This window comes from Paraburkholderia lebeckiae (genome assembly GCF_014201005.1).
GTDB classification, from domain to species: Bacteria; Pseudomonadota; Gammaproteobacteria; order Burkholderiales; family Burkholderiaceae; genus Paraburkholderia; species Paraburkholderia tuberum.
On record NZ_JACHDK010000005.1, the window covers coordinates 45,625 to 62,556 of the forward strand.

11 protein-coding genes and 1 tRNA gene are annotated in these 16,932 nt (G+C 65.0%); 6 read left to right on the forward strand and 6 right to left on the reverse strand.

Features of this window, described 5'->3' with window-relative positions; all coding sequences use genetic code 11:
* Positions 1 to 12: 12 nt before the first annotated feature.
* Positions 13 to 2,709 (reverse strand): pyruvate dehydrogenase (acetyl-transferring), homodimeric type, encoded by a 2,697-nt coding sequence (gene aceE / locus HDG39_RS11465; RefSeq protein ID WP_184006012.1) that lies wholly within the window; start codon positions 2,707 to 2,709, stop codon positions 13 to 15.
* Positions 2,710 to 2,984: 275 nt separating this feature from the next.
* Here aceE and fixL point away from each other — a divergent pair, with 275 nt between their 5' ends.
* The 4 genes from fixL (at position 2,985) to HDG39_RS11485 (ending at position 9,871) form a co-directional block, all read left to right on the forward strand.
* Positions 2,985 to 5,501: an oxygen sensor histidine kinase FixL gene (gene fixL / locus HDG39_RS11470; RefSeq protein WP_035470140.1), complete on the forward strand. Its 2,517-nt coding sequence runs from the start codon at positions 2,985 to 2,987 to the stop codon at positions 5,499 to 5,501.
* Positions 5,498 to 6,142, forward strand: coding sequence for an oxygen response regulator transcription factor FixJ (gene fixJ / locus HDG39_RS11475; protein ID WP_018417512.1), 645 nt, complete (start codon positions 5,498 to 5,500; stop codon positions 6,140 to 6,142). Before fixL ends, fixJ begins: the two co-directional genes overlap by 4 nt.
* A gap of 436 nt (positions 6,143 to 6,578) precedes the next feature.
* Complete coding sequence (folD, locus tag HDG39_RS11480) at positions 6,579 to 7,442, forward strand: bifunctional methylenetetrahydrofolate dehydrogenase/methenyltetrahydrofolate cyclohydrolase FolD (RefSeq protein ID WP_184006014.1); 864 nt, start codon at positions 6,579 to 6,581, stop codon at positions 7,440 to 7,442.
* 323 nt (positions 7,443 to 7,765) lie between these two features.
* Positions 7,766 to 9,871, forward strand: coding sequence for a M3 family metallopeptidase (locus tag HDG39_RS11485; RefSeq protein WP_184006016.1), 2,106 nt, complete (start codon positions 7,766 to 7,768; stop codon positions 9,869 to 9,871).
* A 130-nt stretch (positions 9,872 to 10,001) separates the two neighbouring features.
* Here HDG39_RS11485 and HDG39_RS11490 read toward each other — a convergent pair whose 3' ends face one another.
* Positions 10,002 to 11,303 carry an amidohydrolase family protein gene (locus HDG39_RS11490; protein WP_184006018.1) on the reverse strand — a complete coding sequence of 434 codons (1,302 nt, stop codon included), beginning with the start codon at positions 11,301 to 11,303 and terminating at the stop codon, positions 10,002 to 10,004.
* Positions 11,304 to 11,466: 163 nt separating this feature from the next.
* Here HDG39_RS11490 and HDG39_RS11495 point away from each other — a divergent pair, with 163 nt between their 5' ends.
* The gene (locus tag HDG39_RS11495; protein WP_184006020.1) at positions 11,467 to 12,165 is read left to right on the forward strand and encodes an aspartate/glutamate racemase family protein; all 699 of its coding nucleotides are present in this window, start codon (positions 11,467 to 11,469) and stop codon (positions 12,163 to 12,165) included.
* Between the two features lie 137 nt (positions 12,166 to 12,302).
* On the opposite strand, the gene HDG39_RS11500 is transcribed toward HDG39_RS11495, so the two are convergent.
* Positions 12,303 to 12,379, reverse strand: a tRNA-Met gene (locus tag HDG39_RS11500).
* Positions 12,380 to 12,401: 22 nt separating this feature from the next.
* Between HDG39_RS11500 and HDG39_RS11505 the strand changes: the two genes are divergently transcribed.
* Entirely contained in the window at positions 12,402 to 12,551 is a 150-nt protein-coding gene (locus tag HDG39_RS11505) for a GNAT family N-acetyltransferase (protein ID WP_311735890.1), read from the forward strand.
* Positions 12,552 to 12,556: 5 nt separating this feature from the next.
* On the opposite strand, the gene HDG39_RS11510 is transcribed toward HDG39_RS11505, so the two are convergent.
* Genes HDG39_RS11510 through HDG39_RS11520 form a run of 3 tightly spaced genes read right to left on the reverse strand, consistent with a single transcriptional unit; the run spans position 12,557 to position 16,891 of the window.
* Positions 12,557 to 15,742 carry a multidrug efflux RND transporter permease subunit gene (locus HDG39_RS11510; RefSeq protein WP_184006024.1) on the reverse strand — a complete coding sequence of 1,062 codons (3,186 nt, stop codon included), beginning with the start codon at positions 15,740 to 15,742 and terminating at the stop codon, positions 12,557 to 12,559.
* 7 nt (positions 15,743 to 15,749) lie between these two features.
* A complete protein-coding gene (locus tag HDG39_RS11515) occupies positions 15,750 to 16,313 on the reverse strand; it encodes a GNAT family N-acetyltransferase (protein ID WP_184006026.1) in 564 nt (187 codons plus the stop codon).
* Entirely contained in the window at positions 16,310 to 16,891 is a 582-nt protein-coding gene (locus tag HDG39_RS11520) for a GNAT family N-acetyltransferase (RefSeq protein ID WP_184006028.1), read from the reverse strand. The genes HDG39_RS11515 and HDG39_RS11520 overlap by 4 nt, the downstream gene beginning before the upstream one ends.
* Positions 16,892 to 16,932: the final 41 nt, after the last annotated feature.

The window sequence follows — 16,932 nt, forward strand, 5'->3', positions numbered from 1 at the left end:
ACGGGTGATGCCTTAGACGGTCATCGGGTTGGGTTTGGCGGGATCAAGGTCGTACTTCTTGAGCGCCTCGGCGACCACCTTGCGTTCGATCGTGCCTTCGTCCGCCAGCGCGTTCAGCGCGGCGACCGTGACCCAGTAGCGATCGACTTCGAAGAAGTGACGCAGCTTCTCGCGCGTGTCCGAGCGGCCGTAGCCGTCGGTGCCCAGCACGACGAACTTCTGCGGCACGAACGCGCGGATCTGCTCGGTCAGCGCGCGCACGTAGTCGGTCGATGCGATGACCGGACCCGGCGCATCCTTCAGCAGCTTCTCGACGTGCGACAGCTTCTTCTCTTCGGTCGGGTGCAACAGGTTCCAGCGCTGCACTTCGTGACCTTCGCGCGCGAGCTCGGTGAAGCTCGGCACGCTCCACAAGTCGGCGTTGACGCCCCAGTCGTTTTTCAGCAGGTCGGCCGCGGCGATCACTTCGTTGAAGATCGTGCCCGCGCCCATCAGTTGCACGTGCGGCGCCTTTTTATCGGCTGCGGTCTTGCTGAACGAGTACATGCCCTTGATGATGTCGGCCGCCACGGTCTCGCCCTGCGGGATCGCCGGGTGCTCGTAGTTCTCGTTCATCACGGTGACGTAGTAGTAGACGTCTTCCTGGTCGGCGACCATGCGGCGCAGACCGTCCTGCACGATGACCGCGAGTTCGTAGCCGAACGTCGGGTCGTAGCTGATGCAGTTCGGCACCGAAGCCGCCCACATCAGCGAGTGGCCGTCTTCGTGTTGCAGGCCTTCGCCGTTCAGCGTCGTGCGGCCCGCCGTGCCGCCCAGCAGGAAACCGCGCGAGCGCATGTCGCCAGCGGCCCATGCGAGGTCGCCGATGCGCTGGAAGCCGAACATCGAGTAGAAGATGTAGAACGGGATCATGATCTCGCCGTGCGTCGAGTACGACGTCGCGGCCGCGATCCAGTCGGCCATGCCGCCGGCTTCGTTGATGCCCTCCTGCAGGATCTGACCGGTCTCCGACTCACGGTAGAACATCAGCTGGTCGGAATCTTCCGGCACGTACTTCTGGCCGTCCTGATTCCAGATACCGATCTGACGGAACAGACCTTCCATGCCGAACGTACGCGATTCGTCCGGCACGATCGGCACGACGCGCTTGCCGAGCGTCTTGTCCTTCAGCAGGATGTTCAGGATCCGCACGAACGCCATCGTCGTGGAGATCTCGCGGCCTTCGCCCGTGCCCTTGAGCAGCGGCTCGAATGCCGACAGTTCCGGCACCGGCAGCGACTCGGCCTTCTGACGACGCGCCGGGAGATAGCCGCCGAGGTCCATGCGCTTCTGGCGCATGTATTCGAGTTCCTTCGAGCCTTCCTCGAACGTCAGGTACGGCACGTCGACGATCTGCTCGTCCGTGATCGGCAGACGGAACTGGTCGCGGAACTTCTTCAACTGCTCCACCTGCATCTTCTTCTGCTGGTGGGTGATGTTCATCGCCTGGCCGGCTTCGCCCATGCCGTAACCCTTGATCGTCTTGGCGAGGATGACGGTCGGCTGGCCCTTCGAATTCGTCGCTTCCGTGAACGCCGCGTAGATCTTGTGCGGATCATGGCCGCCGCGGTTCAGATTCCAGATGTCGTCGTCGGACCAGTCGGCGACGAGCGCCTTCAGTTCCGGCGTGTTGAAGAAGTGCTCGCGCACGAACGCGCCCGACTCCGACTTGTACGTCTGGTACTCGCCGTCGACGACTTCCATCATGCGGCGCATCAGCACGCCCGACTTGTCGCGCGCGAACAGAGCGTCCCAGCGGCTGCCCCAGATGACCTTGATGACGTTCCAGCCGGCGCCGCGGAATTCGCTTTCGAGTTCCTGGATGATCTTGCCGTTGCCGCGCACCGGACCGTCGAGACGCTGCAGGTTGCAGTTGATCACGAACACGAGGTTGTCCAGACGCTCGCGGCCGGCCATGCCGATCGCGCCGAGCGATTCCGGCTCATCCGTTTCGCCGTCGCCGAGGAAGGCCCAGACCTTACGGCCGTCGGTCTTCGCGATGCCGCGCGCCTGCAGGTACTTCATGAAGCGCGCCTGGTAAATCGCCATGATCGGGCCCAGGCCCATCGACACGGTCGGGAATTGCCAGAAGTCCGGCATCAGCCACGGATGCGGATACGACGAGATGCCCTCGCCGCCGACTTCCTGGCGGAAGTTGTCGAGCTGCTTGTCGGTCAGGCGACCGAGCAGGAACGCGCGCGAGTAGACGCCCGGCGACGAGTGGCCCTGCACGAACACGAGGTCACCGCCATGCTCGGCCGACGGTGCGTGCCAGAAGTGGTTGTAGCCGACGTCGTACAGCGTGGCGGCCGACGCGAACGACGCGATGTGGCCGCCGACGTTGGTTTCCTTGCCGGCGCGCAGCACCATCGCCATCGCGTTCCAGCGGGTGTATGAGCGGATACGGTGCTCGATGTCCTGGTCGCCGGGGTTCTTGGCCTGGCGCGCGACCGGAATCGTGTTGATGTAAGGAGTGTTAGCGGAGAACGGCAGATGTTCGCCGTGCACGCGTGCGAATTCGATCTGTTTTTCGATCAGGTAGTGGGCACGGTCAGGGCCAACAGCAGAAATCACGCCATCCAGCGCTTCCAGCCATTCGCCGGTTTCCTGGGGATCGTCGTCTTTATCGGCGGCGACATATTTCATGACTTCGTCGGGTACAGCGGACATGCTCGTCTCCTGGGTATGGGAACGCACTTTTGAACAGACGACGCGGACGCAGGAATGGCCGCGGCAGCTCCGGCCGATTGTAATGAGGGTCCAGACGTCAGCGCAACCAAATTTTCAAATTACGAGATCAATTCTCATAATACGGAAAATTGCTGCAACGCAACCTGGTTTGACTGCCGATCGATTGATCCGTCGGCTAGTTTGCGCCGATCAACTGCACTTTCCGTGCTTTTTTGCGTCATTTGTCGGGGACGTGCTGAGCTACAATGCCACGCATGTTGACCGAACGGCTCTTCTCTCGCTCGGCGCGCACCGCGGGTTCGCCGGCGGATTCGTCGCCGTCCTCGCGCTGGCACCACGGACCCTGGTGGTCCAATTCCTATTTGCTGACGCCGCTCCTGTCGATCCTGGTGTTCCTGGTCGTCATGAGCCTGATTCTGTGGAGTCTGAACCGGCGCGAGCAGCAACAGCAGGAAGACACGCTGTACCGCAACGTCGCGTGGGCGCAGCAGCAGATCCGCCTGTCGATGACGGGCGCGCAGGAGCAGATCCAGGCGCTCGCGCGCGACCTCGCCGCCGGCCATGCCGACGAGCATTCGTTCCAGGTGAGCACCACGGACATCATGCAGGGGCATCCTGAGATCCTCTACATGAACTGGTACACGGGCCAGCAGCAGCCGCGCTGGCCCAACGCCGCGCCGCCGGTGCTCGGCCAGCGGCTAGCGCGTCCGAACGACGCGCAGATGGACGAGGCTGTCAAGGCCGGCTTCGCCGAGGCGCGCAACACGCGCCGCCAGGTGTACTCGCCGCTCATCTACGACGACCTCGGCAACGGCTTCATCACGCTGCAAACGCCGATCTTCCGCGACCGCGATTTCCTCGGCACCATCGCCGCGGTGTTCTCGGTGGAAGGCATTCTGAAGCGCGACATCCCGCCCGAGCTGTCGGCCAAATACAAGATCTCGATCATCGACGTGAACAACCGCGAGTTGACCACCACGTCGACCCGCCCGCGCCTGCCGCGCGACATGTTCTACGACCTGCCGCTCGACCCGCCGGGCCAGGGCATTTCGGTGCGCGTGTACGCGTTCCCGCAGATCACCAACTTCACGAACAACACGCTGGTGTGGCTGGTGGCCGGCCTCTCGTGCTTCGTGCTGTGGAGCCTGTGGAGTCTGTGGAAGCACACGCGCCAGCGCTTCGAGGCGCAGCAGGCGCTCTACGCGGAAGCGTTTTTCCGCCGCGCGATGGAAAATTCGGTGCTGATCGGCATGCGCGTGCTCGACATGCACGGCCGCATCACGCACGTGAACCCGGCGTTCTGCCGCATGACCGGCTGGGACGAAAGCGACCTCGTCGGCAAGAGCGCGCCGTTCGCTTACTGGCCGCGCGATGCATACCCCGAAATGCAGCGCCAGCTCGACATGACACTGCGTGGCAAGGCGCCCTCGTCCGGCTTCGAGTTGCGCGTGCGGCGCAAGGACGGCTCGACGTTCCACGCGCGGCTCTACGTGTCGCCGCTGATCGACAGCTCGGGCCGCCAGACCGGCTGGATGTCGTCGATGACCGACATCACCGAGCCGAAGCGCGCGCGCGAAGAGCTCGCCGCCGCCCACGAACGCTTCACGACCGTGCTCGAAAGCCTCGATGCCGCGGTGTCCGTGCTCGCCGCCGACGAAGCCGAGCTGCTGTTCGCGAACCGCTACTACCGGCATCTGTTCGGCATCCGCCCGGACGGCCACCTCGAACTCGCGGGCGGCGGCTTCGACAGCTCGCAGGCGTCGTCCGATTCGATCGACATGGTCGACACCTTCGTCGGCCTGCCCGCCGCCGCGCTGACCGAAAGCGCCGCCGACGCGCAGGAAATCTACATCCCCGGCATCCAGAAGTGGTTCGAGGTGCGACGCCAGTACATCCAGTGGGTCGACGGCCATCTCGCGCAGATGCAGATCGCGACCGACATCACGACCCGCAAGCGCGCGCAGGAACTCGCGCGCCAGCAGGACGAGAAGCTGCAGTTCACGAGCCGCCTGATGACGATGGGTGAAATGGCCTCGTCGCTCGCGCACGAACTGAACCAGCCGCTCGCCGCCATCAATAACTATTGCTCCGGAACCGTCGCACTGGTTAAATCCGGTCGAACGACGCCCGACAATCTGCTGCCGGTGCTCGAAAAGACTGCGCAGCAGGCGGTGCGCGCCGGCATGATCATCAAGCGCATCCGCGAGTTCGTGAAGCGCAGCGAGCCGAAGCGGCAGGCCACGCGGGTCGCGGATATCGTCGCGGACGCGGTGGGTCTCGCTGAAATCGAGGCAAGGAAGCGGCGGATTCGCATCGTCACCGATCTGCGCTCGCGGCTGCCGGTGATCTACGTCGATCCGGTGCTGATCGAGCAGGTGCTCGTGAACCTGCTGAAGAACGGCGTCGAAGCGATGGCCGAAGCGCGCCCAAACGCGGTCGACCCAGTCATCCGCGTGGTCGTGCGACTGGAGAGCGGCTTCGTCTGCATCAGCGTCGTCGACCAGGGGCCCGGCGTCGACGAAGCGACCGCCGAGCGTCTGTTCGAACCGTTTTACAGCACCAAGTCCGATGGCATGGGCATGGGGCTGAACATTTGCCGTTCGATTATCGAATCGCACCGCGGCCGTCTGTGGGTGGTCAACAACGTCGAATCCGACGGCCACATCACGGGCGCCACGTTCCATTGCAGTCTGCCCATTGGGGAGCCTGACGGCCCGAGCAACGGCGGGTCCGAGGCGCCGATACCACAAACCGTTACGGGAGAGCTATGAACAGCCCAGTCACCACACAGGAAACCGTCTTTGTCGTCGACGACGACGAGGCCGTGCGAGATTCGCTGCGCTGGCTGCTGGAGGCGAACGGCTACCGCGTTCAGTGCTTCTCGAGCGCCGAGCAGTTCATCGACGCATGGCAGCCGCATCAGCATCCGGGCCAGATCGCGTGTCTGATCCTCGACGTGCGGATGTCCGGCATGAGCGGGCTAGAGTTGCAGGAACGCCTGATCGCCGACAATGCGTCGTTGCCGATCATCTTCGTGACGGGCCACGGCGACGTGCCGATGGCGGTGTCGACGATGAAAAAAGGCGCGATGGACTTCATCGAAAAGCCGTTCGACGAAGCCGAACTGCGCAAGCTCGTCGAGCGCATGCTCAACAAGGCACGCAGCGAAAGCACCAGCGTCCAGCAGCAGCGCGCCGCGGCCGAGCGCCTCGGCAAGTTGACCGCGCGCGAGCATCAGGTGCTCGAGCGGATCATCGCGGGCCGCCTGAACAAGCAGATCGCCGACGACCTCGGCATCAGCATCAAGACGGTCGAAGCGCATCGCGCGAACATCATGGAAAAGCTGAACGTCAACACGGTCGCCGATCTGCTGCGACTCGCGCTGTCGAACAAGCCGCAAACGGCGCAGTAACAGAGGCACGGGCGGCCCTTCGTTCGGAGGGGCCGTTGGTACGTGGCCGCCATCCGTGGCGGTTGCGTCGCCGGTTCGCGACGGTCTGACCGACGCCGAGTCCGGCGTGCGAGTGGCGTGCGAGCGGCCTGCCCCGGCGCTCGCAGTGCGCTTCCTTGCTGCCACAGGACCGCCGCCTCACATCCCGGACGCTCCCACGCGCGCCGCGGGCCCCGAATCCACTGCAGAAGCGCGCCCCCGCGCCGGTATAATGTTGGACTTCGCGGCGGCGCCTTGCCCGAACCGGCAGCGCGCCTGTCGCAGGGCGACGGGGCTCCGTCAGCCAGCCGAAACACGCCGTCGCGCGCCCCTCCGCGCGAGCGCTTCGCCCCGCCTGCCAAATCGCCTGTCCCGACCTGATTCCCGATCCCAATCTCGACCCAACGTTCGACCGACCATGACAGCCAAACTGATCGACGGCCTCGCCCTCTCCAAGACCCTGCGTGCCGACGTCGCGGCGCGCGCCGCCGCCCTGACCGCCCGCGGCCATCAGCCGGGCCTCGCCGTGATTCTGGTCGGCGACAATCCGGCCAGCGAAGTGTATGTGCGCAACAAGGTAAAGGCCTGCCACGACAACGGCCTCGGCTCGTCGTTCGACCGCTATCCAGCCAATCTGCCCGAAGCCGACCTGCTCGCGCGCATCGACGAGCTGAATCGCGATCCGGCCATCCACGGCATTCTCGTGCAGTTGCCGCTACCGAAGCACATCGACAGCCACAAGGTGATCGAGGCGATCGCGCCCGAGAAGGACGTCGACGGTTTCCACGTCGCCAATGCGGGCGCGCTGTTGACGGGTCAGCCGCTGTTCCGTCCGTGCACGCCGTACGGCGTGATGAAGATGTTCGAGGCCTACGGCATCGATCTGAAGGGCGCGAACGCGGTCGTGATCGGCCGCTCGAACATCGTCGGCAAGCCGATGGCGCTGCTGCTGCTCGAAGCGGGCGCGACCGTCACGATCTGCCACAGCAAGACGCGCGATCTGGCCGCGCACACGCGCAACGCCGACGTCGTGGTCGCCGCGACCGGTCTGCGCAACATCCTGACCGCGGACATGGTGAAGCCGGGCGCGACCGTGATCGACGTCGGCATGAATCGCGACGACGCCGGCAAGCTGTGCGGCGACGTCGACTTCGCGGGTGTCGAGGAAGTGGCCGGCCACATCACGCCGGTGCCGGGCGGCGTCGGCCCGATGACGATCACGATGCTGCTCGTCAACACGATCGAAGCGGCCGAGCGCGGGGCGGACGCGGCCAAGGCGTAACCGCCGGGCGGCGAGCGCGAGGCGGAGTGAGGCGACTCATCCGTCTCGTCCACCGGGACATCACCCGCCCTTCTTTCTCGCAGAAGCACCACCTCCTTACCGCGTCGCCGGAACACGCGGCCCACGCCACGCCCCGCCCCAACGCGCGCCCAACACGCCGCAACATCTGTTAATTTGTCAGCCGATGGATTGGAATCGGCGCCCCCCGCCCCAATAATGTCCATAGCCGGTGCCGCCATGCGCCGAGCGTCGAGCGACCCACCACGAGACGGCACGCGCGAGCGCCGCACCGCCCCCTTCACCCGCGTCAGACAGGAAGCCTTATGTCCACTACCGCCACGCATCAAGACAACCCGCTCCTCGATTTTTCCGATCTGCCGCGCTTTGGCTCCATCCGACCCGAACACGTGACGCCCGCCCTCGACGTGCTGCTCGCCGACGCGGCGGCCGCCGTCGAGCGTGCCGCGCTGCCGGCCACGCCCGCGTCGTGGGCCGACGTCGTCGAACCGGTCGAGCGCGCCACCGAGCCGCTGTCGCGCGCGTGGAGCGTGATCGGTCATCTCAATGCCGTCGCCGATACGCCCGAGCTGCGCGCCGTGTACGGCGAAAACCTGCCGCGCGTGACCGAGTTCTGGTCGAGCGTCGGCCAGAATCTCGCGCTCTACGAGAAGTACAAGGCACTGAACGCCAGCGACGAATTCGCATCGCTGAACGGCGAACGCAAAAAAATCCTCAGCAACGCGCTGCGTGATTTCCGTCTGTCCGGCGCCGAGTTGCCGGAAGACCAGAAGCCGCGTTTCGCCGAATTGCAGGAGCGCCAGGCGGCGCTGTCGAAGGCATTTTCGGATCACGTGCTCGATGCGACCAACGCGTATGCGTACATCGTCGATGCGGGCAACGAAACGCAACTGGCGGGGCTGCCCGAAGACGTGATCGAAGCCGCGAAGGAAGCCGCTGTACGCGACGGCAAGACCGGCTACAAGTTCACGCTGCACTTCCCGTCGTATTTCCCGGTCATGCAGTACTCGGAGAACCGTCCGATGCGTGAAGCGATGTATCGCGCGTACGTGACGCGCGCTTCCGAACTCGGCGCGCAATACGGCAACGGCAATACCGAGTGGGACAACACCCAGGTGCTCGCCGACGAACTGAAGCTGCGCGCCGAAGAAGCGCAGATGCTCGGCTACGGCAACTTCGCCGAAGTGTCGCTCGCACCGAAGATGGCCGAATCGCCGGCGCAGGTGATGGCGTTCCTCGAAGACCTCGCGACGCGCGCGCGTCCGCATGCCGAGCAGGACTGGAAAGAGCTGCGCGAATTTGCGGCGAGCGAACTCGGCATGACCGATCTGCAGCCGTGGGATATGACGTTCGCCGCCGAGCGCCTGCGTCAGAAGCGCTATTCGTTCTCGGAAAACGAAGTGAAGCAGTACTTCCCGGAAGACGCGGTGTTCAAGGGGCTGTTCAAGGTCACCGAGACGCTGTTTGGCGTGCGCATCCGCCGCGACGAAGCGGCCGTCTGGCATCCGGACGTGCGCTTCTTCCGCGTCGAGAATCAGGACGGCGGCCTCGTCGCGCAGTTCTATCTCGACCTGTATGCACGCGAAGGCAAGCGCGGCGGCGCATGGATGGACGACGCGCGCGGCCGTCACAAGCTCGCGCATGGCGCGGTGCAAACGCCGGTCGCGTATCTAACCTGTAATTTCTCGGCGCCGGTCGGCGGCAAGCCCGCCTGCTTTACGCACGACGAAGTGATCACGCTGTTCCATGAGTTCGGCCACGGCTTGCATCACATGCTCACGCGCGTCGATGAGCTCGGCGTGTCGGGCATCAACGGCGTCGAATGGGATGCGGTCGAGCTGCCTTCGCAGTTCATGGAGAACTTCTGCTGGGAGTGGGACGTGCTGTCCGACATGACCTCGCACGTCGATACCGCGAAGCCGTTGCCGCGCGAGCTGTTCGACAAGATGCTCGCCGCGAAGAACTTTCAGAGCGGCCTCGGCACGCTGCGGCAGATCGTGTTCTCGATGTTCGACATGCAACTGCATACGGGCTTCGATGCGAACGGCGCGAAGAGCGCCAACGAACTCGCGCGCGAAATCAACGAGCGCTTCCATGTCGTGCCGCAAGCGCCGTTCTCGCGTTGGCCGAATACGTTCAGCCATATTTTCGCGGGCGGTTACGCGGCCGGCTACTACAGCTACAAGTGGGCGGAAGTGCTGTCGGCCGACGCGTACGCGGCGTTCGAGGAAGCCGCGCAAGCCGCGGGCAGCGTGCTCGATCAGACGACCGGCATGCGTTATCGTCGCGAGATTCTCGAAGTGGGCGGCAGCCGTCCGGCGATGGAATCGTTCAAGGCGTTTCGTGGCCGCGAGCCGAATATCGATGCGCTGCTGCGGCATAACGGCATGGCGCCGGGTGCCGCGCATTGAGCGATTGAAACGTCGCGATGATCGTTCGTTCGGCCTGGATGCGATGGCGCTGAATGAACGATGCCGATAGAAAAACCGGCGGTCTGCGCAAGCAGGCCGCCGGTTTTTCATTGATGCGCGACATGCGTCGCTACGCGCGATGCAGCTTGAAATCGACCTGCTCAGGCCGCCCTTCGAGCGATAACGACACGCTCGCGGCCGGCGCGCGGCCGACCACCCTGCCCCGGCTCACCACCACGAGCCGCGCGGCGCGCAGACGGATCGCCTCGAGTTCGTCGCGCGCATCGAGCACGACGAGATTGGCCGCGCATCCGGGCGCGATGCCATAGTCTTCCAGACCGAGAATGCGCGCCGCGTTCACGGTCACCGCGTCGAAACAGGCGTGCATGCCGTCGACGCTGGTCATCTGCGCAACATGCAGGCCCATCTGCGCGACTTCGAGCATGTCGGCCGAACCAAGGCTGTACCACGGGTCCATCACGCAGTCGTGGCCGAACGCGACCGTGATGCCCGCGGCCAGCATCTCCGGCACCCGCGTCATGCCACGCCGTTTCGGGTATGTGTCGCTGCGGCCTTGCAGCGTGATGTTGATCAGCGGATTCGCGATCGCCGCGACGCCCGACTCGCGCATCAGCGGCAACAGCTTGCTCACGTAGTAGTTGTCCATCGAATGCATCGACGTCAGGTGCGAACCGGCGACACGTCCGTGCAGGCCGAGCCGGTGCGTTTCGGCCGCGAGCGTTTCGATGTGGCGCGACAGCGGATCGTCTGATTCGTCGCAATGCATGTCGACGCGCAGGCCCTTTTCGGCCGCGTACTCGCACAGCATGCGCACCGACTGGGCGCCGTCGGCCATCGTCCGCTCGAAATGCGGAATGCCGCCGACCACGTCGACGCCCATGCCGATCGCGCGCTTCAGATTATCGAACGCACCGGCGCTGCGCAGCAGACCGTCTTGCGGGAAGGCGACCAATTGCAGATCGAGATACGGCGCGACGCGGCGCTTCACTTCGAGCAATGCCTCGACCGCGAGCAGACGCGGATCGCACACGTCGACGTGGCTGCGGATCGCGAGCAGGCCGCGCGCGACCGCCCAATCGCAATACTGCATCGCGCGTTCGATCAGCGCTTGCTGCGTGAGCTCGGGCTTCAGCTCGCCCCATAGCGCGATGCCTTCGAGCAGCGTGCCCGACACGTTCACGCGCGGCAAACCGTACGACAGCGTCGCGTCCATATGGAAATGCGGGTCGACGAATGGCGGCGTGACGAGCGAACCGGCCGCGTCGATTTCGTCGCGCGCGCTCGCGGCCAGGTTCGGCTCGATGGCGACGATACGGCCCGCGTCGACGCCGATGTCGATTGGGGACTGGTGATGCGGGGACAGCTGGGCGGCACTGCGCGGCAGCGTCGCGCGGCGGATGATCAGATCCATGTTCGCTCCGGTTGATCGCGTTCGGACTCGCTACGATTCTATCGGCGCCAGAAAAATGCGGGCACCGATGCGTACCGGCGCGCAGGCCGAATTCCGTACCGGCTGCGCGCGATGCGACGCGCCTATACTCGCCGTTTCGGCCATGCAATGACGGAGCGTACAGATGAAAACGATCGGCGTGATCGGCGGAATGAGCTGGGAGTCGTCCACCGAGTACTACCGGCTGCTGAACCGCCACGCGAAGGCGCGGCTCGGCGGACATCACAACGCGCGCAGTCTGCTGTTGACCGTCGATTTCGCGTCGATCGAGGCGAACCAGCGCGCCGGCGACTGGCACGCGCTCGGCGAGCAGATGGCCGACGCCGCGCGCCAGCTCGAACGCGGCGGCGCCGATCTCGTGATTCTTGCGACGAACACGATGCATCGCGTGTGCGAATCGATCGAGCAGGCAATCACGGTGCCGTTCCTGCACATCGCCGATCCGACCGGCGCGGCGCTGCGCGCGGCGGGCATCGAGCGCGTGGGCCTGCTCGGCACGCGCTACACGATGGAGCAGACGTTCTATATGGGCCGGCTGTGCGAGCGCTATGGACTCGACACGCTCGTGCCTGAAGACGATGAGCGCGCGGACGTGCACCGCATCATTTACGACGAGCTATGCCACGGCAACGTGGCCGACGCGTCGCGCAAGGTTTATCAACGCGTGATCGAGCACCTGGCCGCGCGTGGCGCGCAGGCGGTGATACTCGGCTGCACAGAGATCACGCTGCTGATCAAGCCGGAAGATTCGGTGCTGCCTGTGTTCGATACTACTGCGTTGCATGCGCAGGCGGCGGTGGAGTGGGCGATCGGGGCTGAGTGAGGATGGCTTGGGGCCTGGATCGGACGCGAAACGCGCTGCTCGTGCTCACACGCACACGGCCTGCTGCCACAAGCAGAAACAACCGTTGAAACAAAAAGCCCGCATGGCTTGCGCGATGCGGGCTTTCAACAATGCTTTGGTTGCGGGGGTAGGATTTGAACCTACGACCTTCGGGTTATGAGCCCGACGAGCTGCCAGACTGCTCCACCCCGCGTCAGAGAAAAAGAGTATATCGGATCGCTGACACAACGTCAAATACGCTGCAACTGCATCGCGTAATGGCGAATTACCGGCCCGACAATCTGCGCAGCGCGCGACTCCTCGAGCGGCTCGGCTTCGAAAACGAAGGCCTCGCGCGTGCGTATCTGAAGACCGACGGCGCGTGAGCCGATCATGTGCTGACATCGCGAATCAACTCGCGCGACTGACGCCGATAGCCATGCAAGCGCCGCAGCGCGCCGCGCGGCCCTTGCTGCGCGACCACCGCCACCGCCTGAAACGCGACCGGCGCAAACACCAGTCCGAGCAAGGTCGCCGTCACGACGCCGCCGAACACGCCCGTACCGATCGACCGGCGGCTTTCCGCACCGCCGCCGCTCGCCAGCACCAGCGGCACGACGCCCAGCAGGAACGCCGACGACGTCATCACGATCGGGCGAAATCGCGCGCCCGCCGCGCGTATCACCGCGCGCGTCAGCGGCACGCCGCGTAGGCTCAGGTCGCGCGCGAATTGCACGATCAAGATCGCGTTTTTCGCGGACAAGCCGATCACCGTGATCATCCCAACCTTGAAGTAGACGTCGTTCGGCATGCCGCGCATCAGCATCGCCGCAATGGCGCCGACTACGCCAAGCGGTACGACCATCAACACCGCGAGCGGAATCGTCCAGCTTTCGTATAGCGCGGCCAGCGCCATGAACACCGCCAGCAGCGACAGTCCGAGCAGCAACGGCGTCAGCCGCGCCGCCGCGCGTTCTTCGCGCGCCGCATCGACCCAGTCGAACGCGATGCCCGCAGGCAAGCTCGCCGCGAGCCGCTCCATCGCCTCCATCGCCGCCCCCGAACTGACACCGCTCGCCGCACGGCCGTTCAGATCGAGCGACGGATAGCCGTTGTAGCGCGTCAATGCGACTGGCCCGATGGTCCAGCGGCGCGTCGCAACCGACGACAGCGGCACCATCGCGCCCGACTGGTTCGGCACCGACAACGCCAGCAGATCGGTTTCCGTCATCCGCGTCGACGCATCGCCCGCCACCAGGACGCGGCGCATCCGGCCACCCGCCGGAAAATCGTCGACGTAGTACGAGCCAAAGGTGCTGCGAAACACGTCCGCAATCCGGTCGAACGATACGCCGAGCGCGTACGCCTTCGCGCGGTCCACGTCGAGTTCGATACGCGGCGCGTCGGGCAGATCCTCGAAATGAATCGACGCCAGCGACGGATCGGCCTTCGCGCGCTCGGCAAGCTGGTCGCGGGCGGCCTTCAACGCGTCGCGGCCCAAGCCGCCGCGATCTTCGAGCCGGAACGTGAAGCCGTCCGAATGCCCGACGCCCGGCACCGACGGCGGCAATTGCGCCTGCACGTTGCCGTCGAGAATCCGGCTGAACGACCGGTTCAACGTGTCGCGCAGCGTCATCGCATCAACGCCGCGCTGGCCCCAGTCTTTCAGCGTGACGAATAACATCGCTACGTTCTGTCCGCTGCCCTCGAAACTCCAGCCGATCACGCTCGTCACGTTCGACACCGCCGTTTGCATGCGCAATATCGACTCGGTCTTTTCGACGACGGCGAGCGTGCGCGCCTGCGTCGCGCCGGCCGGCAACTGGATCATCACCTGCAGCTGGCCCTGGTCTTCGACGGGCAGGAAGCCGCCCGGCATCCGCCAGTACAACGCGCCGCACAGCAGCAGCAAGACGGCATACACCGCGAGCAGCGGCCCGACCCGGCGCATCGCGGCGGCCGTCATGGCCCGGTAGGCGCGCGACGCGCGATCGAAGCCCTGTTCGAAACGCGTCGAGAGGCGGGCGGCAACGCCACGCAAACCGCGTCGCGCGTCACGCTGACGGACCGATTGCGCAGGCGCGCTCAGCAGGTTCGCGCACAACGCCGGAGTCAACGAAAGCGCCATGAAAGACGACACCAGCATCGACGCAATCATCGCGACCGCGAATTGCCGGTAAATCCCACCGACGCCGCCAGGAAAGAACGCCATCGGCACGAACACGGCGGTCAGCACCGCCGTCACGCCGACGATCGCACCGCCGATCTGTTTCATCGCTTTCAATGTCGCGTCGCGCGGCGCCATGCCCTCTTCGTCCATCACGCGATGCACGCTCTCGACCACCACGATCGCGTCGTCGACCAGAATGCCGATCGCCAGCACGAGGCCGAACATCGTGAACACGTTGATCGACAAGCCGAATGCGTACATCGTGACAAACGCCCCCATCAGCGTGACCGGAATCACCACTGTCGGCACCAGCGCGTAGCGCAGATCGCGCAGGAACAGCCACATCACGAGAAACACCAGCACGATCGCCTCGGCCAGCGTGATCAGCACTTCGCGAATCGCAACGTTGACGAAGCGCGCGCTATCGAACGGCACCTGAACCGCGACGCCCGGCGGCAAACGGTTCGCCAGTTCCGCGAGCCGCGCCCGAATCGCGTCCGATGTTTCGAGCGCGTTGCCGCGCGGCCCGAGTTGAATTCCGACCGTCGCCGACGGCTTGCCGTTCAGGCGCGACCAGAACGTATAGTTGTCGCGGCCGATCTCGACCCGCGCGACGTCGGCAAGCCGCACTGCCGAGCCGTCGGGGTGCGCTTTCAGCACGATCTGGCCGAATTCCTCCGGCGACAGCAACTGGCCTTTAACGTTCACCGACGCGGTCAGCTGCTGGCCGTCCACCAGCGGCGCGTCGCCGAGTGTCCCTGCCGCGACGCTCACGTTTTGCGCGGCAATCGCGGCGTTGACGTCGGACGCGGCGAGGCCGAATTCGCGCAGCTTCATCGGATCGAGCCAGATGCGCAACGCTTCGTCGGCGTCCCACAGTTGCGCGGAACCGACGCCCGGCGCGCGCTTCAGTTCGCGCATGATGTCGCGGCTGAGGATGTCGCTCAGTTGCGCGGAATCGCGCGTGCCATCGGTGGATGTCAGCGCGACCAGCATCAGGAACGTGTTGGCGGCCTTGAAAACGCTGATACCCTGCTGCACCACCTGTTGCGGCAAACGCGGCTCGACCTGCTTGAGCCGGTTCTGCACGTCCATCATCGCGATATCGGGGTTGGTGCCGGGCGCGAAGGTCGCCGCGATTTCAAGGTTGCCGAGGCCGTCGCTGGCGGTTTCGTAGTAAAGCATCCCGTCGGCACCGTCGAGACTTTCTTCGATGATGCTGCCAACGTTCGCATCCACGGCTTCCGTCGATGCACCCGGATAGACGGCGTCGATCACGATACGCGGCGGCGCGAGTCGCGGATATTGCGCGACCGGCAGTTGCGTCAACGCGAGCGCACCCGCGATGATTACCGCAAGCGCCAGAATCCACGCAAAGACCGGTCGGTCGATAAAAAAGGCGGCCAAGGCATGCTCACGCGGGTGGGTTCGGTGCGAGCGCGACCGGCGAAGCGAACACCGGCGCATCGGCGAAACGGGCCATATGGAATGCATCGACCAGCTTGCCGTCGCGCATCGCGAACGCTGGCGAGCGTCCTTCCTCGACGAAACCGAAGCGCTGGTACAGAGCGATCGCGCGGTGGTTGTCGACGAACACGGTCAACTCCAGCCGACGCAGGCCGAGCAGCGTATCCGCGCACTCGACGGCCGCCGCGAGCAGCGCCGTGCCGACGCCGCGCCCGACGTATTCGTCATGCACGGACAGACCGATTCCCGCGCAATGCGCCATCCGGTGCATGCGCGGCAACACGTCGATCATCCCGACCACGCGACCGCCCGCCTCCGCGCACAGTCCGAGCGTGTCCGCCGGCATTTTTTCGAGCCAGCTCCCGACCGTCGCGTTCGAGCGATACGGCGTCTGCAACGTGCCATGCCGCGCGCCGGGGCAGTTCAGCAACGAAGTGATCGCGTCGAGGTCGGACGCTTCGCGGGCGCGGATAATCACATGCGCCGTGTCGGGTTTCAACGAGACGTTCATACGGTCGCCTCGATTTCCGCTTGCAGATGACCCATCGGCGCGCGTAAGCGGCCCATGAACGCCGAGTCGATCAGCATGCCGTCGCGCAGCACGGCGCCGCGAAAGGTCGCTTCGTGCGAAAAACCGAACTTGCGATACAGCGCAATCGCGCGATGGTTGTCGGCGAACACGTTCAGCTCGAGACGGCGCAGCCCGTACCAGTTGTCGGCGGCATCGATCAGTTCGGCCATCAGCCGCGTGCCGATGCCCTTGCCCTGCCAGTCGTCGTGCACGCTGATACCCAGCCAGCCGCTATGCGCGCGACGCAGCGCGCCCGGATGCAGATCGGCCGCGCCGACCAGCGTATCGCCCACCAGCGCTGCAATCGCCATCGACGGCGCCGCGAGCTTCGCGAGCCAGCCTTGAGTCTGCTGCAAGGTCGGATACGGACGCATCGGGTTCTGGCGCATCACACCGGGGCATGAACGCAGCGCGTGGAATTGCGCGGCGTCGTCAGGATGCAGCGGCCTGATGCTGATCTCGAACGGTTCGGTCCCGAACCGTGTCGTGCTCTCAAATATTGTCGTTGGTTCTGTCATTGTTATGGCTTTCAGTCTGTCATCGGAAACTCACTCACAGC

What these genes read in the sequence shown, in the direction of transcription:
- aceE (WP_184006012.1), bottom strand. Translation starts at nt 2,709, where the DNA reads ATGTCCGCTGTACCCGACGAAGTCATGAAATATGTCGCCGCCGATAAA.
- fixL (WP_035470140.1), top strand. Translation starts at nt 2,985, where the DNA reads ATGTTGACCGAACGGCTCTTCTCTCGCTCGGCGCGCACCGCGGGTTCG.
- fixJ (WP_018417512.1), top strand. Translation starts at nt 5,498, where the DNA reads ATGAACAGCCCAGTCACCACACAGGAAACCGTCTTTGTCGTCGACGAC.
- folD (WP_184006014.1), top strand. Translation starts at nt 6,579, where the DNA reads ATGACAGCCAAACTGATCGACGGCCTCGCCCTCTCCAAGACCCTGCGT.
- HDG39_RS11485 (WP_184006016.1), top strand. Translation starts at nt 7,766, where the DNA reads ATGTCCACTACCGCCACGCATCAAGACAACCCGCTCCTCGATTTTTCC.
- HDG39_RS11490 (WP_184006018.1), bottom strand. Translation starts at nt 11,303, where the DNA reads ATGGATCTGATCATCCGCCGCGCGACGCTGCCGCGCAGTGCCGCCCAG.
- HDG39_RS11495 (WP_184006020.1), top strand. Translation starts at nt 11,467, where the DNA reads ATGAAAACGATCGGCGTGATCGGCGGAATGAGCTGGGAGTCGTCCACC.
- HDG39_RS11515 (WP_184006026.1), bottom strand. Translation starts at nt 16,313, where the DNA reads ATGAACGTCTCGTTGAAACCCGACACGGCGCATGTGATTATCCGCGCC.
- HDG39_RS11520 (WP_184006028.1), bottom strand. Translation starts at nt 16,891, where the DNA reads ATGACAGAACCAACGACAATATTTGAGAGCACGACACGGTTCGGGACC.